General features: G+C 46.9%; 15 protein-coding genes and 2 pseudogenes. 7 read left to right on the forward strand and 10 right to left on the reverse strand.

The window, feature by feature from the left end; all coding sequences use genetic code 11:
• From AAYN39_RS07935 to AAYN39_RS07945, 3 genes are all read left to right on the forward strand, one after another.
• Window positions 1–525 (forward strand): DUF943 family protein, encoded by a 525-nt coding sequence (locus AAYN39_RS07935; RefSeq protein ID WP_001764225.1) that lies wholly within the window; start codon window positions 1–3, stop codon window positions 523–525.
• Window positions 503–1,153, forward strand: a complete 651-nt coding sequence (locus tag AAYN39_RS07940; protein ID WP_000724401.1) for a hypothetical protein — start codon at window positions 503–505, stop codon at window positions 1,151–1,153. The genes AAYN39_RS07935 and AAYN39_RS07940 overlap by 23 nt, the downstream gene beginning before the upstream one ends.
• A 1,433-nt stretch (window positions 1,154–2,586) precedes the next feature.
• Complete coding sequence (locus AAYN39_RS07945) at window positions 2,587–3,270, forward strand: LuxR family transcriptional regulator (RefSeq protein WP_001275352.1); 684 nt, start codon at window positions 2,587–2,589, stop codon at window positions 3,268–3,270.
• A gap of 104 nt (window positions 3,271–3,374) precedes the next feature.
• Here AAYN39_RS07945 and AAYN39_RS07950 read toward each other — a convergent pair whose 3' ends face one another.
• From AAYN39_RS07950 to AAYN39_RS07965, 4 genes and pseudogenes are all read right to left on the reverse strand, one after another.
• Window positions 3,375–3,932, reverse strand: a complete 558-nt coding sequence (locus AAYN39_RS07950) for a DUF3156 family protein (RefSeq protein WP_000100097.1) — start codon at window positions 3,930–3,932, stop codon at window positions 3,375–3,377.
• Window positions 3,910–5,409, reverse strand: coding sequence for an APC family permease (locus AAYN39_RS07955; RefSeq protein WP_000475953.1), 1,500 nt, complete (start codon window positions 5,407–5,409; stop codon window positions 3,910–3,912). Before AAYN39_RS07955 ends, AAYN39_RS07950 begins: the two co-directional genes overlap by 23 nt.
• A gap of 208 nt (window positions 5,410–5,617) precedes the next feature.
• A pseudogene (locus AAYN39_RS07960) lies at window positions 5,618–5,991 on the reverse strand (cupin domain-containing protein).
• 14 nt (window positions 5,992–6,005) lie between these two features.
• On the reverse strand, window positions 6,006–7,307 hold the full coding sequence (locus AAYN39_RS07965) for an FAD-binding oxidoreductase (RefSeq protein ID WP_001092812.1): 1,302 nt from the start codon (window positions 7,305–7,307) through the stop codon (window positions 6,006–6,008).
• A 161-nt stretch (window positions 7,308–7,468) separates the two neighbouring features.
• Here AAYN39_RS07965 and AAYN39_RS07970 point away from each other — a divergent pair, with 161 nt between their 5' ends.
• On the forward strand, window positions 7,469–8,953 hold the full coding sequence (locus AAYN39_RS07970; RefSeq protein ID WP_001286412.1) for an NAD-dependent phenylacetaldehyde dehydrogenase: 1,485 nt from the start codon (window positions 7,469–7,471) through the stop codon (window positions 8,951–8,953).
• Window positions 8,954–9,088: 135 nt separating this feature from the next.
• On the opposite strand, the gene iraD is transcribed toward AAYN39_RS07970, so the two are convergent.
• The 5 genes and pseudogenes from iraD to AAYN39_RS07995 all read right to left on the reverse strand — a co-directional run bounded on the left by iraD (window position 9,089) and on the right by AAYN39_RS07995 (window position 14,264).
• A complete protein-coding gene (gene iraD / locus AAYN39_RS07975) occupies window positions 9,089–9,469 on the reverse strand; it encodes an anti-adapter protein IraD (RefSeq protein ID WP_001772482.1) in 381 nt (126 codons plus the stop codon).
• On the reverse strand, window positions 9,469–9,954 hold the full coding sequence (locus tag AAYN39_RS07980; RefSeq protein ID WP_000338756.1) for an Hcp family type VI secretion system effector: 486 nt from the start codon (window positions 9,952–9,954) through the stop codon (window positions 9,469–9,471). The genes iraD and AAYN39_RS07980 overlap by 1 nt, the downstream gene beginning before the upstream one ends.
• Before the next feature lie 725 nt (window positions 9,955–10,679).
• Window positions 10,680–11,603: a polysaccharide deacetylase gene (locus AAYN39_RS07985; RefSeq protein ID WP_000540892.1), complete on the reverse strand. Its 924-nt coding sequence runs from the start codon at window positions 11,601–11,603 to the stop codon at window positions 10,680–10,682.
• Window positions 11,604–11,641: 38 nt separating this feature from the next.
• Window positions 11,642–12,564 (reverse strand): annotated as a pseudogene (locus AAYN39_RS07990) (carbon-nitrogen hydrolase family protein).
• 395 nt (window positions 12,565–12,959) lie between these two features.
• Window positions 12,960–14,264: an MFS transporter gene (locus tag AAYN39_RS07995; RefSeq protein ID WP_000784371.1), complete on the reverse strand. Its 1,305-nt coding sequence runs from the start codon at window positions 14,262–14,264 to the stop codon at window positions 12,960–12,962.
• Between the two features lie 404 nt (window positions 14,265–14,668).
• On the opposite strand from AAYN39_RS07995, the gene uxuA reads away from it, so the two are divergent.
• From uxuA to uxaC, 3 genes are all read left to right on the forward strand, one after another.
• A complete protein-coding gene (gene uxuA / locus AAYN39_RS08000) occupies window positions 14,669–15,853 on the forward strand; it encodes a mannonate dehydratase (RefSeq protein WP_000815485.1) in 1,185 nt (394 codons plus the stop codon).
• 110 nt (window positions 15,854–15,963) lie between these two features.
• Window positions 15,964–17,436 (forward strand): fructuronate reductase, encoded by a 1,473-nt coding sequence (locus AAYN39_RS08005; protein ID WP_000437132.1) that lies wholly within the window; start codon window positions 15,964–15,966, stop codon window positions 17,434–17,436.
• An 11-nt stretch (window positions 17,437–17,447) separates the two neighbouring features.
• Window positions 17,448–18,860, forward strand: coding sequence for a glucuronate isomerase (uxaC, locus tag AAYN39_RS08010; protein WP_000190176.1), 1,413 nt, complete (start codon window positions 17,448–17,450; stop codon window positions 18,858–18,860).
• A gap of 299 nt (window positions 18,861–19,159) precedes the next feature.
• Here the strand turns inward: uxaC and AAYN39_RS08015 are convergent, their stop codons facing one another.
• A complete protein-coding gene (locus tag AAYN39_RS08015) occupies window positions 19,160–20,215 on the reverse strand; it encodes a methyl-accepting chemotaxis protein (protein ID WP_000475254.1) in 1,056 nt (351 codons plus the stop codon).
• Window positions 20,216–20,512 lie beyond the last annotated feature (297 nt).

Raw genomic sequence — 20,512 nt, forward strand, 5'->3', positions numbered from 1 at the left:
GTGTCATGGGTAATAACGAAAAAATTCATTTATATTGTGACAATCGCCATATTATTTTGTTCTGTTGTTATATACTTATGGTCAGGCAGACCAGTAGAAATCGTGGATGTCCATTATTATTCAGGTAAAGACATTAACATTCTTGCCAGGCATTTCCCCATTACGGACAGGGGAAAGCTGAATTGGTGGAGAGAAAATGAAAGAAAAATTCTGGAAAAATATAATCTCCCTAAAAATAATTTTTCGGTATATATATGGGATTTTGGTGACGGTTATCAAAAATTATCGCCCTATGATGCCGAGGATGAATTTTATTGTTTTCCTGATATAAAATCAGAATCAAAATGTATCAAAAAAGATATATATATGCCTGCTGAATCTGGTGGTAATTATTATCGGATGTTTTTATTTTCTGGTTCTGGTTATTTTTATCAACCGAAAAAAGATGATGATAAGCTTATCGAATCAAATAACTCCACCAAGCTCAACCAGGATAAAAGCCATGAAAAAAATCACTATCATTAGTTTGTTTCTTATCTTACCTTTGAAAGCAAATATTATTCCATCTATATCATTACCAGATAAATTAAGTGAGTCGAAATATTCTGTAAGAATGCTTCGCATTGATGCAAGGATTGACTATCGCGTGGAAACCCCTGAGTGTAAGAACGTAAAATTTAATGATTACTTTTTCTTAAATGAAAATATTAAAGATCTCAATGATAAAAACCATGTTTATGATCCTGAGTTTTATCCAATTACATTATGGAGTTGTTCATATAGCAGAGAGGTGTATGATGTTGGTGAGTATGGCTCACATATACAGCACATCGTTTTTGATAAAAATAAAAACATATGGGTGATAGATGATGATGCAACAAAAACAAATAATGAATTTAAACCATCATTTTTATATAATATAAGTTCAGTGAATGCACAGGGTTTCTTAATCATTGATGAGAATATTTCGGAGATGGATAAAACAATATACGAAGATGATAACATAAAAAAGAAATTTTATTTTTGTATGATTGATGGCTCACATGCTTTATGCGGCGCAGGCAGTTTAATCAGAAAAATAGATAATCAGTTGATTGATTTTACGCCATACATATTAAAGTCACTGGAAAGTATGGAGATTGGCGTTAATTAAAAAAGAATATCCGATATTAATATACTCTAAATAATTTGAGTTACAGGAATGCAGTAAATTTCCAGGAGTCTGGATGTTGGATACTGAGATGAGCGTATCATTAATGACGAGGTTACTCTGCGTTATTTAAGTGGTTCATGCCGCTTTAGTTCTGTCTTTGACACAGACGAGTGGCTTAAAACTCCAGGTGAGAGCAATTATCATTTTTCTGTTCCACTTGATAATATGTATCATTTTTATCAGGTCAGCATCGTTATAGTATACGTATAGTGGATTATTTAATCGTTGATAGAAATTAGCTTTCAAAACAAGAAATTTACTATCATGCGCTACGCCTGTTGACGTTTACGCCTAATAAGATATGCCAGAAAACAGATAATGGCAGGGTTATTCTTCAGCATAAAATTAACTGTCATAATAATGGTGATGGCGACACATAAAGAAAAACCATGAAATATAATGAAGGCACGTTTAAATATATGCTCAAAAAAATCATTGGCGCTCTCGCGTCAATTATTGGCGGGCTACTTGCTTTTTTATGTGTCTATTGGTTATTTCGTCTGGATACCTGGACAGAACGAGGGGTTTATATAGGCATCTCTATATTTTTGGCTCTTATTCTCATAAAAATACTATCATTTTTCAATGATGAATAGACGGCAGGAAAAACCGTGAGTGTCTCACACCGATTCTTGCTGGATGTCAAATTTCGAAAGCCTGCCCTGCTGATACCCTATCAAGAAGAAACTAACCCAACAATTATCAGACAGTAGCAGGAATCGAACCCACACCAGGCAAATCACGTAGATAATTCTGTAAGGGTTAGTTTTGTGGTGGTCTTGATAAACGGTAAAAAATAGCTTTAACAGTCCATTAGCCCAAAGGACTTCTCCGAGTCCGGGCTCCAACCATTCAGATGCGGACGCCCTATGGCGTCCGTTTTTATTTATAAAATCAACAGGTTACCCCGCCCTTCATGTTCACTACTGTTCATTAAAATATACTGGCAGCCACCGCTTTTTGTGGGTAAAAACGCCGGTTTTCTGCATAGCGCATGACGCTATTGAAACGTTATTTAGCAAATCCTGTCTGAGCCAGAAATTAAGTCTCTGTTAACCTGCGCTATTACAGAAAATCATAGAACAGTCGTCTCAAAAGAATATCGTCCTGAAGGACGAGAACTCACGGCATTTTCAGGAGATGAGTCAACCGCGACAGAAAAAAATCATATTAATAATTTTAAATTATTTTTTATAAAACCAGACAGGATTTAAATTAAAATCATTTATTTTCAAGATGTTATAAAAAATACCGCAACATACGTCACATTATTAACATGTGAATGATTGTGTTAACCGAATGTAAATTGTATGTTTCAACATACCACTATTTTACTGCGCCCCGACGCGCTCATCCGGATGGAAGGAGATAACATGTCAGCCTTATCAACTACTGGCCATAATGACGGGATCACTCTCCATTGCTTACAGAGCATTGCGCAACTCATTCCTCTGTCGTCGGCGGTTTTTTATCGTGTTAATGCTTATTTAAAGCCGGAAGCCTATGTTTTACATAATATTTCTAATAGCACACACCAACAATATCTGGAGCATTTTCAACCATTAGACCCGCTATTGCCTTCCCGATTCGGCCAACAGGTTATTACAGTAGCGACGATGACGCCCGGCATCTGTGCTCGTCATCGCCATTATTATCATGAATTTATGCTACCTAATCATGTGTGCGACATGATTGAGATCTTTATTCGTCGGGGCCATCGTATTATCGCGGGCATTTCATTAATGCGCGATATACCTTTTTCCAGCGAAGAGCGTTTGCGAGCCCAGGCAGTACAACCATTATTGGGACTGGCAATTCATGATTCTCTTCAGGAAGACAACGATCTGGCGTCAATATTGACCGCCAAAGAGCGTGAAATTGTGGGAATGGTCTGCGAAGGGGCCAGCAACAAATTGATTGCCCGTCAGTTGAATATTTCTCTCTCAACAGTGAAAACGCATTTACGTAATATTTTTGCTAAAACAGAAGTGATAAATCGCACGGAACTGGTTTCCCGAACCAGAATGTCCTCGGTACAACATTCACTGAATATGTGAAAGCGTTCTTTTTAACCCGCGTCAATTGCGGGTCTTTTCCCCATATGTCATATATGCCTGAATTAATACCACCCTCTGAGCTGATGCCGCAATAAAATGTCATATTATCTGGCGTCGGCATCCTGTTGCAGCCATTGATTCATGGCCTGATTGATCATATTTATCACACTAAGCAGAAGAACACGCTGGTGCCGCTCAAGCCGCAGATAACGGCGCAGCGGCGGCATTTTACAAACCACTTCGCTAGCAGCCCATAGCTCAATGCTGCAATACCATTCCTTATGATGTAAAACCAGAGTAAACCGACGATAATCCAGTTCACTCAGAGCCTGTTGTAAATTGGGGAAACGATTAAGATAGCTAATCAGCCCGGCGGTACTTTTACTGCCAGTAAAAATGACGGGATAACGTTTCAGCCATCCGGGCTGATGAGCGCGAATTTTGCCCTGCAAAGGATAATTGATTGTGCCTTTCACCCTGAATTCACAACTGTGAATACTGGCCATGAATAACCGTTTTTGCTGAACATGGCAGATAACCTGGGTAAATGCATTCAGATGCAGCACGGCGCTATGTTCGGTCAATTTTTCACAACGCCAGCCGCTCAAATCACGTAACACCATATTCATTAATGCGTTCTTAAACCAGGGGACGGAGGACATCTGGCGTCATCTCTTCATTGTTTCGCTTTTCATAATTGCCCATCGCCCGTTCCACGACCTCTTCTACCGGAAGCGGGAGGAAAGGATTAACCCGTTGCACACATAATGTCCAGAATAAGGCATAGGCGGCAGTCAATCCAAGCATAATACCGAATGGTATAAGTACATCCCGACTGTTCATTCCTGGAGGCGCGATATTAATAATGGCGATAATAATACCCACGCTCGAAATAATCTGAGGTAAGGGAAACCAGGGGGCCCGGTAAGCGCGTGGTAAATCGGGGCGCCGAATACGTAAGATAACGACCGATAACGTTACCAGCAGATAAGCTACTCCCCAGGCGCAGACCGCAGCGAGGATCAGCGGAACAATGTGGTCGATATCACCGTTCAGATACCAGGCATGTAAACAGGGAATCGCAACACCGAATGCGATGGCGATGACCGGTGTTTTAAAGCGGGGGTGCAACCAGGTCAGAAACCGCGGCAAAGCGCCGTCCAGCGCCATGCCGTATATAATACGCGGTACTGCCGCCATTAGCGTATTAATCGTCGCACATCCCGCTAACAACAACCCCACGCCCAGCCAGTATTGCCCGACATGTCCCATGACACGATTGGCAAAGGCGGGAATAGCCATCGGCGTATCCAGTAAAAAGATATGGTTTGCCGCATCGACCACCACATTATTTACCTGCCGGTTAATCGCAGCGCCATAGAGGAACATACAACCTGCCACCGCTAAAAGGCCAAGCGCCATCGCTCTGGGAATCGTACGATGCGCTTTTTTAATTTCCGGCGCCATTGGCGTGACCAGTTCACAACCGACGAACATAAACATCGCCATGCCTATATAACCAAACAGACCAGAAAGATTACTGACATCAAGCGGTGCGCCAAACCACCCGGAATGATGAGTGACCGGGGATAACAGGATCCCGCATAAACCGAAGATGGTCAGGGTAGTCCACATACCGAATGTAAGAAACACTTCCACCTTGCCAAATACTTCAACACCAATGGCATTCAGTATCCCGAAAACCACTACCATGCCGACGCCAACCATCCAGGTATTGTGCTGCATGGCCACGTGTTCGCTAACGGACTCAAAGTTCACCAGCGCCATGACGCCAGCGAGAATCGTTTCTGCCGTGCCGGCAAAAATGTGTACGATCAGGTAAGCGCAAAGCGCACCGGTGATAGCGAAAAAACGCCCCATCCCGCAGGAGATATAGTCGTAGACGGAGCCAGTCGTGGGAATGAGCGTTGCCGCTTCGGCAAAGGTGGTAATCTGCGCTTGCATCATAATAAATGCCAGTAATACCGCAAGGGCAAAGGTATCTCCCCCTGAGCCAAAACCACTGGTCACGGTCAGGATCACCGGGCTTGCCATAATCAGCCCGACGGAGCTGGCAAGCGTCGTGGGGAAACCAATAACGCCACGTTCAAGATGGCTGGCAAGTCTGTTTTTAAACATGGTCAACCTCTTCACTATTATTACAACAATAAATTACCGCTCCGGAATAACGCTTATTTATGGCAGGCAGCGCATCTAACAGGTATCGTCCTGAAGAGGGATAACGGTAAATAACGTTGTGACGCCGTCCCCGCATGCGCTAATAGCAAGTGGGGAGCGCGTTATTCTCCCCAGTGATGCCAACGCTACTGACGAACAATTAAAGGGTTCAACCCTGTTTATGGCTTTCAACGTTTGCCAGATAATGTTTTACAAAACGGGGCGTTAAAACTTTCCATGCCACTTCGGTTCCCTGTTCAACAAACCAACTATCGCCCGGTGAAAAACGTATCGGTTCCTGACCCACAACAGTGAGTTCCACTTCCCCTTCCAGCACGGTTGCGTGCTCGGTAAAGGGATAAATCATAGTGAAACCGCCGCGGGTCGATGAAAACAGTCCACAGGTAAATACGTCCTCAGGTTTACCGTAAATCATCGCAACGGCGACCTGGGGACGCCTTCTGTTGGCAACGCCCCTAACAGGCTGACACTCCCGACTGGCTGTAATTCAGGAACAGGTTGATTGAGTTTAAAAGCGTGCATTAATGTTCTCCTGGTTAATTCCGGCCTTTCCAGAAACCGGCTGTTTGATGTATCAGTTTTCCCGCACTGACCAGCAATAGACGTAGACTGTCGCGACCATAAATTGTCGCGTGGGGAATGCTACTCATCAGACGATACCGCTCGGAACCGCCATTTATTCCTTCGGCCAGGATTTTGCATACAATATGGGAAGGCGTGACGCCAAATCCGGAATAACCCTGAACATAAAAAACATTATTGTGCTCACGAAGCGTGCCAATCTGCGGAAACAGATTCGCGCTACAGGCCATCGGTCCGCCCCAGGCAAAATCGATTTTAACGTCTTTCAAATAAGGAAAGACCTCCGTCAACAGAGTGCGGTTCCAGGCAGCAAAATCGTGCGGGGTATATTCAAGAAACCTTGTGGCGCTGCCAAACAGCAGACGGTTTTCTTTTGTGAGACGGTAGTAATTTATCACCGGGCGGATATCGCTAAAAGCCCCGCGCAAGGGACTGATCCGCTCAACAAGCTCGCTGGAGAGAGGTTCTGTAGAGACCTGATAAGAATAAGTAACCAGCGTTTTCTTATAAATTTCTGGTTCCAGATTATTGAGAAAACTATCACAGGCCCACAGCAATTTGGCTGCTTTTACGCTGCCCATCGCAGTACGTACCCGCACAGTTTTACCGTAACTGACCTCAACCACAGGTGAATATTCGAATATCTTCCCCCCCAGCGAATTCGCAGCCTGAGCGGAGCCCAGCAATAAATTCAGCGAGTGGACATGCCCTCCCCCCATATGCTTGAGAACACCGCAGTAGACGTCGGAACCGATAACCTGCTGCACGTCTTTACCGGTATAGAGTTCAATATCGTCTTCCGGCGTAGCGGCTTTGAATTCTTTTTCCCATTGTTGCAGCGTTTTTAACTGCCGCTGGTTGTAGGCCAGATAACCATATCCGGGGACAAAATCAGCATCAATATGGTATTTACGAATTCGCTCCCGAATAATACCCGCGCCGAGGTTCGAGATTTTAAACAGCGTCTCCATTCCCGCTGCGCCTACATATTTTTTAACGGCTTCGATGTCGTGACCTATACCGGCCATCACCTGACCGCCGTTTCGCCCGGTGCCGCCATACCCAAGATGGCGGGCTTCCAGAACGACAACATTAGTGATCCCCTGCTCCGCCAGTTCCAGCGCGGTATTGATGCCTGAAAAGCCACCGCCAATGATCACCACATCGGCATCAATATCGTCTTGCAGAGCAGGAAAATGCAACGGGTATTTTTTCGTCGCGCCGTAGTAATTCAACGCATCGATTTTTGTATTCATCGCGTTACCTTGTCATCACGCTTGACCAAGACCGCTATCACAGCACGGTAACGTTTTACAAAATATCGTCCGGAAGAATGACGTTCTTTGGAACGATATTCAGTTCCAGGCAAGTATGTTGAGATGGAAAAACGTACATTCCTGACCTACAGGCACTTCTGATGAGCGACGTGACATTACTTGCCGAAGTAACGACTTTTTTACGCCAACGACACGGACAATTTATTGCAGGTGAACGTCAGGCCGGAAACGGCACGAACTTCTCGGTCACTAACCCAGCCACCGGCAAAATCATCGCCGACGTTGTGTCGACAACCCCTGCGCAGGCAAAAGAGGCCATGCAGAGCGCCAGACGGGCGTTTGATGTCTGGCGTAAAATGCCAACGTTACAACGCGGCGCATTACTGCTGAAACTGGCTGATACTCTTGCCGCTCATCGTGAAGAGTTAGCTCAACTGGAAAGCGTCTGTTCAGGTAAAACGATTATGCTGTCGCGCGGTCTTGAACTCGATCAGTCAGTGGCCTTCCTGCGTTACTTTGCCGGTTGGGCAGGAAAAATAACCGGTGAAACGCTGAATGTCTCCCTGCCATCAATGGGAGAAGAGAGATACACAGCGTTTACCCAACGCCAACCCATTGGCGTGGTCGTCGGTATTGTGCCGTGGAATTTCTCAATTATGATTGCTATCTGGAAGCTGGCCGCAGCGCTGGTATGTGGCTGCACCATCGTCATTAAACCAAGTGAATATACCCCGCTGACACTGCTGCGAGTCGCTGAACTGGCTAAAGAGGCTGGTTTCCCTGATGGCGTAATTAACGTGGTAAACGGTGCTGGCGGTGAGATAGCGCAACAGCTGATCGCGCATCCAGATTGCGCCAAAGTGAGTTTCACCGGGTCAGTCGCGACAGGTGAGAAAGTCCGGCGTTCGGCAACGTCGTCAGGAAAACGCGTTACCCTCGAACTGGGAGGGAAAAATGCGGCGCTGTTTCTCAATGATCTCACGGCACAAGCCATGGTCAACGGTATTCTTGAAGCCGGTTATCTGAATCAAGGACAGATTTGTGCTGCCGCAGAGCGTTTTTATCTGCCCCAGGAAAAACTGGATACGGTCATGACGCTCCTCAGACAACGGTTATCGGAGATCGTGCCCGGCTCGCCTTTAGATGAAAAAACGGTGATGGGCCCGCTGGCGAATCAGGTTCAGCTTGAAAAAGTGCTGCGTCTGATTCAACGTGCACGGGAAGAAGGGGATACCATTGTTTACGGCGGTGAAACTTTACCCGGCGAAGGGTACTTTTTACAGCCGACAGCGGTAAAAGTGCGTAGTAAAAACAGTACGCTGATGCACGAGGAGACCTTTGGCCCTGTCTGTAGCTTTATCGGTTATCAGAATGAAAAAGAGGCGCTTTCGCATATCAACGATTCGCCATTCGGCCTTGCTGCAAGTGTGTGGTCGGAAAATATATCTAAGGCATTACGCTACGCTGAAGATATTGATGCTGGCATGGTGTGGGTCAATATGCATACCTTCCTCGATCCCGCGGTACCCTTTGGAGGGATGAAAGGATCGGGCATTGGTCGTGAATTTGGCAGCGCGTTTATTGATGACTATACCGAACTTAAATCGGTCATGGTCCGTTATTAACCATCCTGAAAATGATGCAGGCAGATCAACCATACCGAAAGGAGGACTGTCTGCCTGATTATCAGGTTCGCTCGCTGCGTTTTTTTGCTTTTGGGATAATGTTAAACGCCCGGCCCGGCGTTCCTTCCTGCATTACTAGCGCCATCTACCGTTAGAGTAGGCTATCTCCAGTCTTAACGGTTCAGACTCATCCTGTAACATCGCTTCCAAAGACAACGCCAGCGTCTGATGATAGGCATCTTTTACACTGACTTTCAGCATGTTGATGCTCGGTTCATAACGTAAAATAGCAGCGCGAAGCTCACGGCAAAACCAGTTGAGAACCCGTTTGTCACCCACATTCACCTCGTGCCATTCCGGCATACCCCGAGTGAGCAGCGGCGGTAATGTCTCGCCACCTGGCACGGCGCAAGAGTTGAATAAACATATTAATTTGCGGCGTACCAATTCATGTGGGCTTATCCCCTCAACCAAGAGCCTGTCGAATAGCGCGACCGGAATGGTTGGCGTCATCATCATTTCCCTATCTGGTCCATCGCCAGATCCCATACTGACGCTCTGGACTCCTGTTGAGCGCCGTCTGATTTCTCGGCAGTGATTTGCCATTTGATTTTCGTGAAGTTCAGCGACATCGTTTCCACCGGCTTACCGCCGGCGCCGCCGCTAACACTGAGTTGTGATATCAGCACGTTTGTCAGGGTATAAACGATAAGCGACCGCATTTTGCCGTCGTCATTGCGGCACAACGTCAGCACCGCGGTTCTAATTAGCCTCCCGCTACAGCAGTACTCATTGAGCACAGGCGTGGCGAGGTCGACAAATTTGGTGAGCGACATTTCACCAACATGCGCACGCCCGGAAGTCCGCTCAGTGAGGCTAACATCGTTATTTACCTGCATTGCCACATTGTGGCTATAAGACATGATCTCTATCTGATCTTCAAAGCCTTCAACCTGGCTTTCGCCTTTGATATTGTCGAGCTTTAAAAAAATCGCATCCATGATTTATCTCCTTGTTGATCAGGTGGCAGTTCAGCAGCCAGACGAATACCGGCGGCCAACGCTTGTGACTCTTATTAAAAGCGCAACGACCAAAAAACACAGCGTGAAAAGCGCCAGGTTTGCAGGGATTTTGCCAACGTTTACCCACGTCTGATGAACGTTATTCCGCTGGTTGCAATGCAATAGAGGGTTTTGGCCCGCTGTGGCCAAATACAATTGAGGTTATACTGAACGCTCTCTGCCATATTCAATCCCTTTTATCGCAAAGTATCCCTGGTGCCGGTATCACAGCGTCGTTATTCAAAAATTGACATTTCAGAATAATAATCAGCTATATATAAAAAACACATCAAGAAGCAAATATCAACTTAATTTTTACTTATTTAATAAAAAAAATCCAAATTGATTTACATCAATTAACACATACAAAAGCATTAAAAATCAAAGCATTAAATAAAAATAATCACTATGGAAAATTTTATTTTTCTTAATACTCACATTATAAATTTTATTTGCTTATTTTCCTGTGAACACAAAAAATGATTTAAATCAAAAAACAAACTATTCTCGTTGATTAACGTTTTGACCGAAATAAAAAAGATTTTATACGTCCCGGGATAGTCTCCCTTTCTGATGGACAATATGCATTAACAAGCGGGCAAACAGGTAACTTCTGCCCGGGTAATCCGTTACCCGACTGATATTAACATTGTCATGAGGTGATATCATTTGCCTGGCCAGCCATAATCATCCGGAACCGGCGCTACGCCACGAACATCAGGACGGAGCATTTTTTGTCGATCCTCTTCGTCATCCACCCAGACACTGGCTATCTCTTCACAGGTTGCAAACCATACGCCATCATGCCCTTTAATATGTTCAATCAAACGTGACAACATCATCATATGATGCCCATGACCGATTATCTGCGGATGAAGAGCCATCGCATATAAACCGTTTTCCTGATGGTTATAAGCATAGGTAAAAATATCCTTCCAGCGTCGCAGAACACCGTCAGTATCGCTCATCCCCTCCTGGTTACCGGTATACGCCAGTGCGGGAAAATCATCCAGATACCAGCTAACAGGAATTTCCAGAATCGCGCTGGCCGGGCCTGCGATATTTCCCGTTTCCCAATTCACCTGCCAACGTTGAGGATGGTAAGGCACAAGATCTCTCGCCATCAGGCTACTGTCATAGAGAAAACCGGCTTCCTCCAGAAGATCCAGCGTATTCTCGCTATAATCCCAATAGGGAGAACGGTATCCCACAGGGCGTATGCCAAAATGTCTTTTATAACAGGCGAACGCCAGATCCATAAGTCGGCGTTCTGTATCACGATTCACCAGCGTCGGGTTTTCATGATAGTAGCCATGGTGAGCGATTTCATGCCCGGCATCAAAAATCGCTTTACTGATTTCCGGGAAGGTGTCTACAGTGTGTCCGGGAATAAAAAAGGTGGTTTTGATATTATTTTCTTTGAACAATTTCAGAAGCCTTGGAACGCCAACTTGTGCGCCAAACTCTCCTCGTGACATAAAGGATGGCGACGGTCGATTAAATCCGCCCAGCCATAAAGACTGAGCATCTACATCGACACCAAGATTGACCGCAATCCTTTTACCCTCAGGTAATTTTAAATATCCCATAACGACCTCCAGCTAATACATAGAAGGGACACATTCTGTTATTTAATGTGTGATGGCCAGATATTATATATGCCTGCTTTTCTGCGTCTGTCCTTGAACGTTGTTGCTGCCCCCCCAAGTCTATTTTCATATAGAACATCGAGGTTAATTTCTCCTGAAATGACATCCTCTTGATTGACGTGCGCCTCTGCGATAATACCTTGTGGATTTTTCCACACGACATCACAGGGGCTTAAAATTGAACTTCGGGCCCAGCAGCCTGGCAGTGGCCCGCCCGGGTTTCCTCCCAGGCAACAGTGAACAAGATAAATTTGATTTTCAATACAACGTGCGTGGCAACAATGCCTGACTCGCCAAAATCCCTGTTCAGTAAACGTAGCGGAAGGCGTTAAAATTAACTCAGCACCCTGTTCCGCCAGCGTCGCAGCACACTCCGGTATTTCTGCTTCATAACAAATATTAAAACCCACCTTTGCAAATGGCAGTTGAAAAACAGCCATTTTATCGCCTTCCTGAGTATACCAACCCCGTTCAGCCGGGAAGATATGCGTCTTACTGTGAGCATAATGTTCGCCATCGGGTCCCCATATATGCGCAACATTCTCATAGCGATCTGCTCCAGTCTGCTCCAGATGAGAGCCAGCAATAATGAACTGTCCTCTTTCTTTCGCTTCCTGTTGAAAAAGCTGCTTATAGGCATCCGTAAACTGATCAATTAAAGTTAGGTGTGAAATGGGTCTTTCTTGCCATTTTTTCAATAGTGTAAATAGCTCAATGGTAAATAGCTCCGGGAAGATAACGGCATCAGCCCCCTGACTTTTATTAAGAAGTATCCTTACCTTTGTTATGAAATCTTCAAAAGTGTTTATTTCAGTAACAATACCTTTGTTATGAAATCTTCAAAAGTGTTTATTTCAGTAACAATATACTGACAGGCTGAAACAGTAAAATTACGTGACATCGTGATATCCCCAGCATGAAATTTAAACTTAAATTAACGTATAGCGCATGGAGAATATTAGGGAGTGGACATTACGACATCAGGTTATTTTTTGTGAAGCTGCGCAAAATATATGGAGAAAAGAGTAGAAGCATTGAACCTTTATTTACATAAAGGGGACTTTATCGATGATCGCAGCGAGACAGAGAGTCGATAAAAATCCAGGCGAAAAACAATAACCCTTACCACAATATTATTTTCAGCATCTGAAAATAATCAGGCAAACTAAATGATAACGCGCTGGTATAAAACCAACGCGTATTTTTACCGATAAGGGTAATGAAGACGGCCACCCGAAGGTGGCCGTTAGAACCCGGTAGCGCTTCGCTTATCAGGCCTGTGAAACCGAGACAGCTTTAGCGGTGAGACGCCAGCGGCTGTTCCGTCATTGGCGGGTGGTGCTTTTCCGGATCTTTAATCAGTACCCACAGGATGATGGCGCCGATAATATCGAACAGACTGAGTGCAATGAAGAACGGGCCGTAACCGATAATAGCGACCAATGCCCCCATAAACAGGTTGAAGCTTAACTGTCCCATCCATGCCGCAGATCCTGCCAGACCGGCAACCGTCGCGACCTCATTTTTCTTGAACAGGTCAGCGCTCATGGTAATCACAACGGTAGACAGCGTCTGGTGCGCAAAACCGCCAATACTCATCAATGCAATGGCGACATACGGGTTAGTCGTAATGCTGACAAAACCGATCGAAATCATCAAAACAGCGCCGATGGTAAAGCTACAACGACGCGCATTGATCGTGGTCATGTGCATCTTTTCCATGAAGAACTTCGCCAGGAAACCGCCTGCAACGCAGCCGAAGTCCGCCGCCAGGAACGGCAGCCAGGCAAACATGGCGATCTCTTTTAACGGCAGATGCATCACGTTAATCAGATACAGCGGCATCCAGAAACTCAGCGTTCCCCATGCCGGGTCAGCAAGAAAACGGGTAATCGCCAACGCCCAGAAGTTACGCTTTTTAACGATCTCTTTAACGGCCGGTTTTTTATTATCGTCCTGGAGATAGCTTTCCTGGCCGTCTTCGATATAACGCAGCTCTTTGTGGGTGATCCACGGGTGTTTATTTGGCGAGTTATAAATCAGGAACCAGGTGATGGCGAACAGCACGCCGATCCCACCGGTAATCACAAACGCCATTTCAGTACCGATGCCGCTATCAGCAAAGGTCAGCATCGCCCAGACCACCAGCGGCGGCGCCAGCATCGCGCCAATTGAAGTACCGATATTAAACAGGCCCCCCGCAATACCACGTTCTTTCGTCGGGAACCATTCGGCGCTGGCTTTAATCCCGGCCGGAATCGCTGACGCTTCGGTTAGCCCCATCAGACCACGCAGAAATGCCAGGCTTATCCAGCCGCCGGCCAGCGCGTGCGCCATGTTGATCAGCGACCACAACAAGGCAAAGATAAAGAAGCCGATTTTCAGTCCGATGACATCCATCAAATAGCCGGTGATCGGCTGCGCAATGGTGTAACAAAGCTGGAAGGCGCTCACCACCCAGGAATATTGTTGCTCATCAAAATGGAGTTCTTTCATCATCGCTGGCGCCGCAACGCTAAGCGAGCTACGGGACAGGTAGTTTACGATGGTCCCCACGCAGACCAGGCCGATAATCCACCATCTTAATTTTGTCATCTTCATGATAAAGCCTCGTTAAAAAACATTAGCTCCGCGCCGTCTGACCTGTAGCGGGAAAACTGAAATTACAAAAATTGGTTGACCAATCAATATTTTCTCATCCGGACCGGTCAAAATCTGGCGGCAACTCCCGCCCTTAATATTCTTGAAATAAATACATCAACTCATTTCAAGTTGAATGGTGAATGCTTTTCACCCAGCAAAAATTGACGCAGATCAAATAAATAAAATTGGCAGACCGTGAATGATGATATTTGTGATTTGGCTAGCCAATTTAGATAATAAGGTTGACATGAGAAAAATTTTGGTTGAATTTAGGGGGCAGAACGGGTTTACAAAGCACGTTTCGATGTTGGCTGGCAATGGGTCAACCACGAAGACGTTATCGCAAGAAGAGGAAACGAGATATGAAACAAACCTGGCGCTGGTACGGACCTAACGACCCGGTAACGCTGTCAGATGTACGCCAGGCTGGCGCAACCGGCGTGGTAACGGCGTTACACCATATTCCGAATGGAGAAATTTGGTCGGTAGACGAGATCCAGAAACGTAAAGCAATCGTTGAAGAGGCGGGTCTGGAGTGGTCTGTGGTAGAGAGCGTACCTATCCACGAAGACATCAAAACCCACACCGGTCAGTACGATTTATGGATCAAAAACTACCAGCAAACGCTGCGTAACCTGGCGCAATGCGGTATCTATACGGTTTGCTATAACTTTATGCCGGTGCTGGACTGGACACGTACGGATCTGGAATACGTATTGCCGGATGGTTCAAAAGCGCTGCGTTTTGACCAGATTGAATTCGCCGCGTTCGAACTGCACATCCTGAAGCGTCCGGGAGCAGAAGCCGACTATACGGCAGAAGAGATTGCTCAGGCAGAGCGGCGTTTCGCCACCATGAGCGAGGAAGACAAAGCACGTCTGACCCGCAACATTATTGCCGGTTTACCTGGCGCGGAAGAAGGCTATACGCTGGATCAGTTCCGTCAACACCTGGCGACGTATAAAGATATCGATAAAGCAAAACTGCGTGAACATTTTGCCTATTTCCTGAAAGCCATTATTCCGGTTGCCGACGAGGTTGGCGTGCGTATGGCCGTTCACCCTGACGATCCGCCGCGCCCTATTCTCGGCCTGCCGCGCATTGTCTCTACCATTGAAGACATGCAATGGATGGTTGAAACCGTTAATAGCATGGCGAACGGCTTCACCATGTGTACCGGATCTTACGGCGTGCGCGCCGACAACGATCTGGTTGATATAATCAAGCAATTTGGTCCGCGCATCTACTTTACGCATCTGCGCTCTACGCTGCGCGAAGAGAATCCAAAGACCTTCCACGAGGCCGCCCATTTGCACGGCGATGTGGATATGTATGAAGTCGTTAAAGCGATTGTGGAAGAAGAGCACCGTCGTAAAGCCGAAGGTAGCGACGATCTGATCCCAATGCGCCCGGACCACGGTCATCAGATGCTGGACGATCTGAAGAAGAAAACGAATCCGGGTTATTCCGCCATTGGCCGTCTGAAAGGGCTTGCGGAAGTCCGCGGCGTCGAACTGGCTATCCAGCGCGCTTTCTTTAGCAAATAACCTTCTTTCGCATGGCGCGACGCGTCATGCGATTTCCCCTACTCAATGCAATAGCAACATGCCTCGCCCCGGAGATCGCGGGCGAAGACGTCGAATGACAGGAGTTTGCAATGGAACAGAATATCGCCACCGCCCAGGTTTCCGTCGCCCGCCCAAACTGGGACAAATCACGTCTGGTATCCCGTATTGTGCATCTGGGCTGCGGGGCGTTTCACCGCGCGCACCAGGCGCTCTTTACCCATCATCTACTGGAAAAGAGCGACAGCGACTGGGGCATTTGTGAAGTGAACCTGATGCCGGGTAACGACGCGCGGCTGATCGCGAACCTGAAAGCGCAAAATCTGCTGTACACCGTTGCAGAACGCGGCGCAGAAAGCACCGAACTGAAAATTATCGGTTCAATGAAAGAAGCGCTACACCCTGAATTCGACGGTCATGCAGGGATTCTGGCGGCAATGGCGCGCCCGGAAACCGCCATCGTCTCCTTAACCGTAACCGAAAAAGGCTACTGCACCGACCCCGCCAGCGGCGAGCTTGATGTCAATAACCCGCTGATCCAAAACGATCTTGCCCATCCACAGCAGCCTAAATCCGCCATTGGCTATATTGTCGAAGCGCTAAACATGCGCCGGGAGCAAGGACTGAAAGCTTTTACCGTGCTGTCGTGCGATAACGTGCGCGAGAATGGTCACGTCGCGAAGGCTGCCGTCCTCGGCCTGGCAAAAGCTCGCGATGCCGCCCTCGCCGCATGGATTGCCGACAATGTGACCTTCCCCTGCACCATGGTTGACCGCATTGTTCCGGCAGCGACCGAAGAGACGCTACAACTGGTTGCCGACCAGTTGGGCGTTTATGATCCTTGCGCTATCGCCTGCGAACCCTTCCGCCAGTGGGTCATCGAAGATAACTTTGTGAATGGTCGCCCGGACTGGGATACCGTCGGCGCGCAATTCGTTGCAGATGTCGTACCGTTTGAGATGATGAAGCTGCGTATGCTTAACGGCAGTCACTCTTTCCTCGCCTATCTGGGTTATCTCGGCGGGTATGACACTATCGCCGATACTATGACTAACCCGGCTTACCGTCGCGCGGCGCTGGCGCTGATGCTTGATGAACAAGCGCCGACGTTGTCAATGCCGGAAGGCACCGATCTGGAAGGGTATGCGAATTTGTTGATTGCGCGTTTCACTAACCCCTCGTTGAAACACCGCACCTGGCAGATCGCGATGGATGGCAGTCAGAAACTGCCGCAGCGTCTGTTGGACCCGGTACGTCTGCACTTGCAACAGGGCGATGACTATCGCCGCCTGACGCTGGGCGTCGCCGGATGGATGCGTTATGTCGGCGGTGTCGATGAGCAAGGTAAAACCATTGATGTCGTCGATCCGCTGCTTGCACAGTATCAGGCGATTCATCAGCAATATCAGACGCCGGAAGAACGCGTTCGCGGGCTACTGGCCATCGAGTCTATCTTTGGCAACGACCTGCCGAAGAACCACGAATTTGTGCAAGCCGTTACCGACGCTTACCAACAGCTATTGCAGAATGGCGCGAAAGCCACGGTAGAAGCGCTGGCTAAGTAAGGAGATAAATCATGGCTACGTTTATGACTGAAGATTTTCTACTTAAAAACGACATTGCCCGCACGCTGTACCATAAATACGCCGCGCCCATGCCGATTTATGACTTCCACTGCCATTTAAGTCCGCAGGAAATCGCCGACGATCGCCGTTTCGATAACCTCGGTCAGATCTGGCTGGAAGGCGACCACTATAAATGGCGAGCGCTACGAAGCGCAGGCGTGGATGAGTCGCTGATCACCGGCAAAGAGACCAGCGATTATGAAAAATATATGGCCTGGGCCAATACCGTTCCAAAAACGCTGGGCAATCCGCTGTATCACTGGACGCACCTTGAACTACGCCGTCCATTTGGCATTACAGGTACGCTGTTCGGACCGGATACCGCGGAAAGTATCTGGACGCAGTGTAATGAGAAACTGGCGACGCCGGCCTTTTCCGCGCGCGGTATTATGCAGCAGATGAATGTGCGGATGGTCGGAACCACCGACGACCCTATAGATTCTCTGGAATATCACCACCAGATAGCCGCCGACGACAGCATTGATATTGAAGTCGCGCCAAGCTGGCGCCCCGACAAAGTTTTCAAAATCGAACTGGACGGCTTTGTCGATTACCTGGGGAAACTGGAAGCGGCGGCAGATGTCAGCATTACCCGTTTCGACGATTTACGTCAGGCGCTCACTCGCCGCCTCGACCATTTCGCCGCCTGCGGCTGCCGCGCGTCCGATCATGGCATTGAAACGCTGCGATTTGCGCCGGTGCCCGACGACGCGCAGCTTGACGCCATTCTGGGCAAACGTCTGGCAGGCGAAACGTTGAGCGAACTTGAGATCGCCCAGTTTACCACGGCGGTGCTGGTCTGGCTGGGCCGTCAGTACGCCGCGCGCGGCTGGGTGATGCAGCTACATATTGGCGCGATCCGTAACAATAATACCCGTATGTTCCGCCTGCTCGGGCCGGATACCGGCTTTGACTCTATTGGCGATAATAACATTAGCTGGGCGCTCTCCCGTTTGCTCGACAGTATGGATGTGACCAATGAACTGCCCAAGACTATCCTCTATTGCCTGAACCCACGTGATAACGAAGTCCTGGCGACCATGATCGGTAACTTCCAGGGGCCGGGAATTGCCGGAAAAGTGCAGTTTGGTTCCGGCTGGTGGTTTAACGATCAGAAAGACGGGATGCTGCGCCAACTGGAGCAACTGTCGCAAATGGGACTGTTAAGTCAGTTTGTCGGGATGCTGACCGACTCCCGCAGTTTCCTTTCTTATACGCGACATGAATATTTCCGGCGTATTCTCTGTAACCTGCTGGGACAGTGGGCGCAGGACGGAGAGATTCCTGATGATGAAGCGATGTTAAGCCGTATGGTTCAGGATATCTGCTTCAATAATGCCCAGCGTTATTTCACGATTAAATAATCGCTATTAATCTGTGAGCACAGGTTTCAGGTATTTCGAGGGGCAGGAAGGCGGTAAGAGAGTGAGAAATTTAGCAGTAACGCACTTTTCCAGCCAAAGTCTGGCCACCGATAAAAAGCAAAGAGGTTGCTGATTAATCCCGAATCACTTACTAAGGTAAGTGATTCGGGTAAACAAACACAGCCATCTTCTGCGTCATGCTTTTTTTCTCTGTCCGGAATAACTCCAGTGCAGAAAGTGTGATACATCAGTCCTGTTGATGATGGCTCCTGTTGGTTATACGGTAATAACTCATGACTTCACACTGTGGTTTCTTTTAACAAATCGACAGCCAGCATTTCCAGCTGGTTAACCACCTCATTACTGGATCGCTCCATTCTGTCGAGTTCTTGCGACATCGCATTCATATCGCCTGCGGCAAAATAGTTCAGCGCAGAGTGACCAGCGGTATGCACCTCTTTATGCGGCGCTTCCAGACTACGGAAACTGTAGTAATTGCTAAACTGCTGCCCTTCAAAACCGTAGTACCATTTCCCCAGCCGACACTGATCGTGCATCGTTATTTTACTGTTTATGTCTTTATTTAAGAGTAATTTGTAGACTTCCATTTTCCAGATAACATGGTCAACTTTGACAATATTCAAAAACTGCACCGTAGAGATGTACTGCATGACCGATTTCATGCTCAGCGATTTATCAATGACGATGCCAATAGACTCCACAATTTGATTTATGTTAGTCGTAATATTATCAATAACCGGCTGTTGGTTATCCAGCACCTCACTCACTCTGGCCGTATTATCTTTGATTACAGAGGTTAACGTACTGACGCTTTTCGAACTGTGTTTAACATCTTCGGACAGGTTTTTCACTTCTTTCGAAATAACGCTAAAACCACGCCCGGCATCCCCTACGCGCGCGGCCTCGATCGCGGAGTTAATCGCTATCAAATTGGTCTGGTTAGCGATCTTCTGTATCTCTTTAATACACGCATTAATTTGCGTTAAGGAGGTATTTAAGTCGCCCATACGACAGCCAATATCTGATGAAGTCGTGCCAATTTCGGTGATAAATTCCACGAGCGATTTTAATGAACTTCTGGCTTTATCATTCTGTTCGTTAAGTTCATTAATGCGTTCTTTTTCAATATTGAGCTGCTCACAGGACTTAATGATGGCATTACGAATGATATCGATCGTCGAGATCCCCATCAGAATTTTTTGACACAGTATCCGCTCATAAGGCTCAGGAGTATCCACCACCACGTCAGACGCATTAGCGCCAGATTCTGCTGGCGGCGGTATTTTTACAACATTATTATTCCAGTGGCGCAAGCCTAATACTTTTTTAAACATATACCATTCTCCTTATTATATGTGGACATCCTGATCTATGCCTGGATAAAGTATTATCAACTCATGCTAACATAATGAAAAATCGGCTGTCATCTGCCATAACCATACGTTCACCAGAATAAGACAAAATGTCCACTAAACTTAAATAATTACAGAGTAAACTATTCAATAATACCATTAATAGTCATAATGGAAGTCGCTTCACTTTATACGAAAATATCATTCACAAGGCTGACAATAATAGTTGAATAATAATTAACTGCATTTACTTAGGTGTATCTATATCTCGTTCCGAAG

The organism is Salmonella sp. K21076, from assembly GCF_039650795.1.
GTDB classification, from domain to species: domain Bacteria; phylum Pseudomonadota; class Gammaproteobacteria; order Enterobacterales; family Enterobacteriaceae; genus Salmonella; species Salmonella enterica.

Coding starts and splice junctions, on each gene's coding strand:
- AAYN39_RS07940 (WP_000724401.1), top strand. CDS start 503: ATGAAAAAAATCACTATCATTAGTTTGTTTCTTATCTTACCTTTGAAA.
- AAYN39_RS07945 (WP_001275352.1), top strand. CDS start 2,587: ATGTCAGCCTTATCAACTACTGGCCATAATGACGGGATCACTCTCCAT.
- AAYN39_RS07950 (WP_000100097.1), bottom strand. CDS start 3,932: ATGTCCTCCGTCCCCTGGTTTAAGAACGCATTAATGAATATGGTGTTA.
- AAYN39_RS07955 (WP_000475953.1), bottom strand. CDS start 5,409: ATGTTTAAAAACAGACTTGCCAGCCATCTTGAACGTGGCGTTATTGGT.
- AAYN39_RS07965 (WP_001092812.1), bottom strand. CDS start 7,307: ATGAATACAAAAATCGATGCGTTGAATTACTACGGCGCGACGAAAAAA.
- AAYN39_RS07970 (WP_001286412.1), top strand. CDS start 7,469: ATGAGCGACGTGACATTACTTGCCGAAGTAACGACTTTTTTACGCCAA.
- iraD (WP_001772482.1), bottom strand. CDS start 9,469: ATGATGACGCCAACCATTCCGGTCGCGCTATTCGACAGGCTCTTGGTT.
- AAYN39_RS07980 (WP_000338756.1), bottom strand. CDS start 9,954: ATGGATGCGATTTTTTTAAAGCTCGACAATATCAAAGGCGAAAGCCAG.
- AAYN39_RS07985 (WP_000540892.1), bottom strand. CDS start 11,603: ATGGGATATTTAAAATTACCTGAGGGTAAAAGGATTGCGGTCAATCTT.
- AAYN39_RS07995 (WP_000784371.1), bottom strand. CDS start 14,264: ATGAAGATGACAAAATTAAGATGGTGGATTATCGGCCTGGTCTGCGTG.
- uxuA (WP_000815485.1), top strand. CDS start 14,669: ATGAAACAAACCTGGCGCTGGTACGGACCTAACGACCCGGTAACGCTG.
- AAYN39_RS08005 (WP_000437132.1), top strand. CDS start 15,964: ATGGAACAGAATATCGCCACCGCCCAGGTTTCCGTCGCCCGCCCAAAC.
- uxaC (WP_000190176.1), top strand. CDS start 17,448: ATGGCTACGTTTATGACTGAAGATTTTCTACTTAAAAACGACATTGCC.
- AAYN39_RS08015 (WP_000475254.1), bottom strand. CDS start 20,215: ATGTTTAAAAAAGTATTAGGCTTGCGCCACTGGAATAATAATGTTGTA.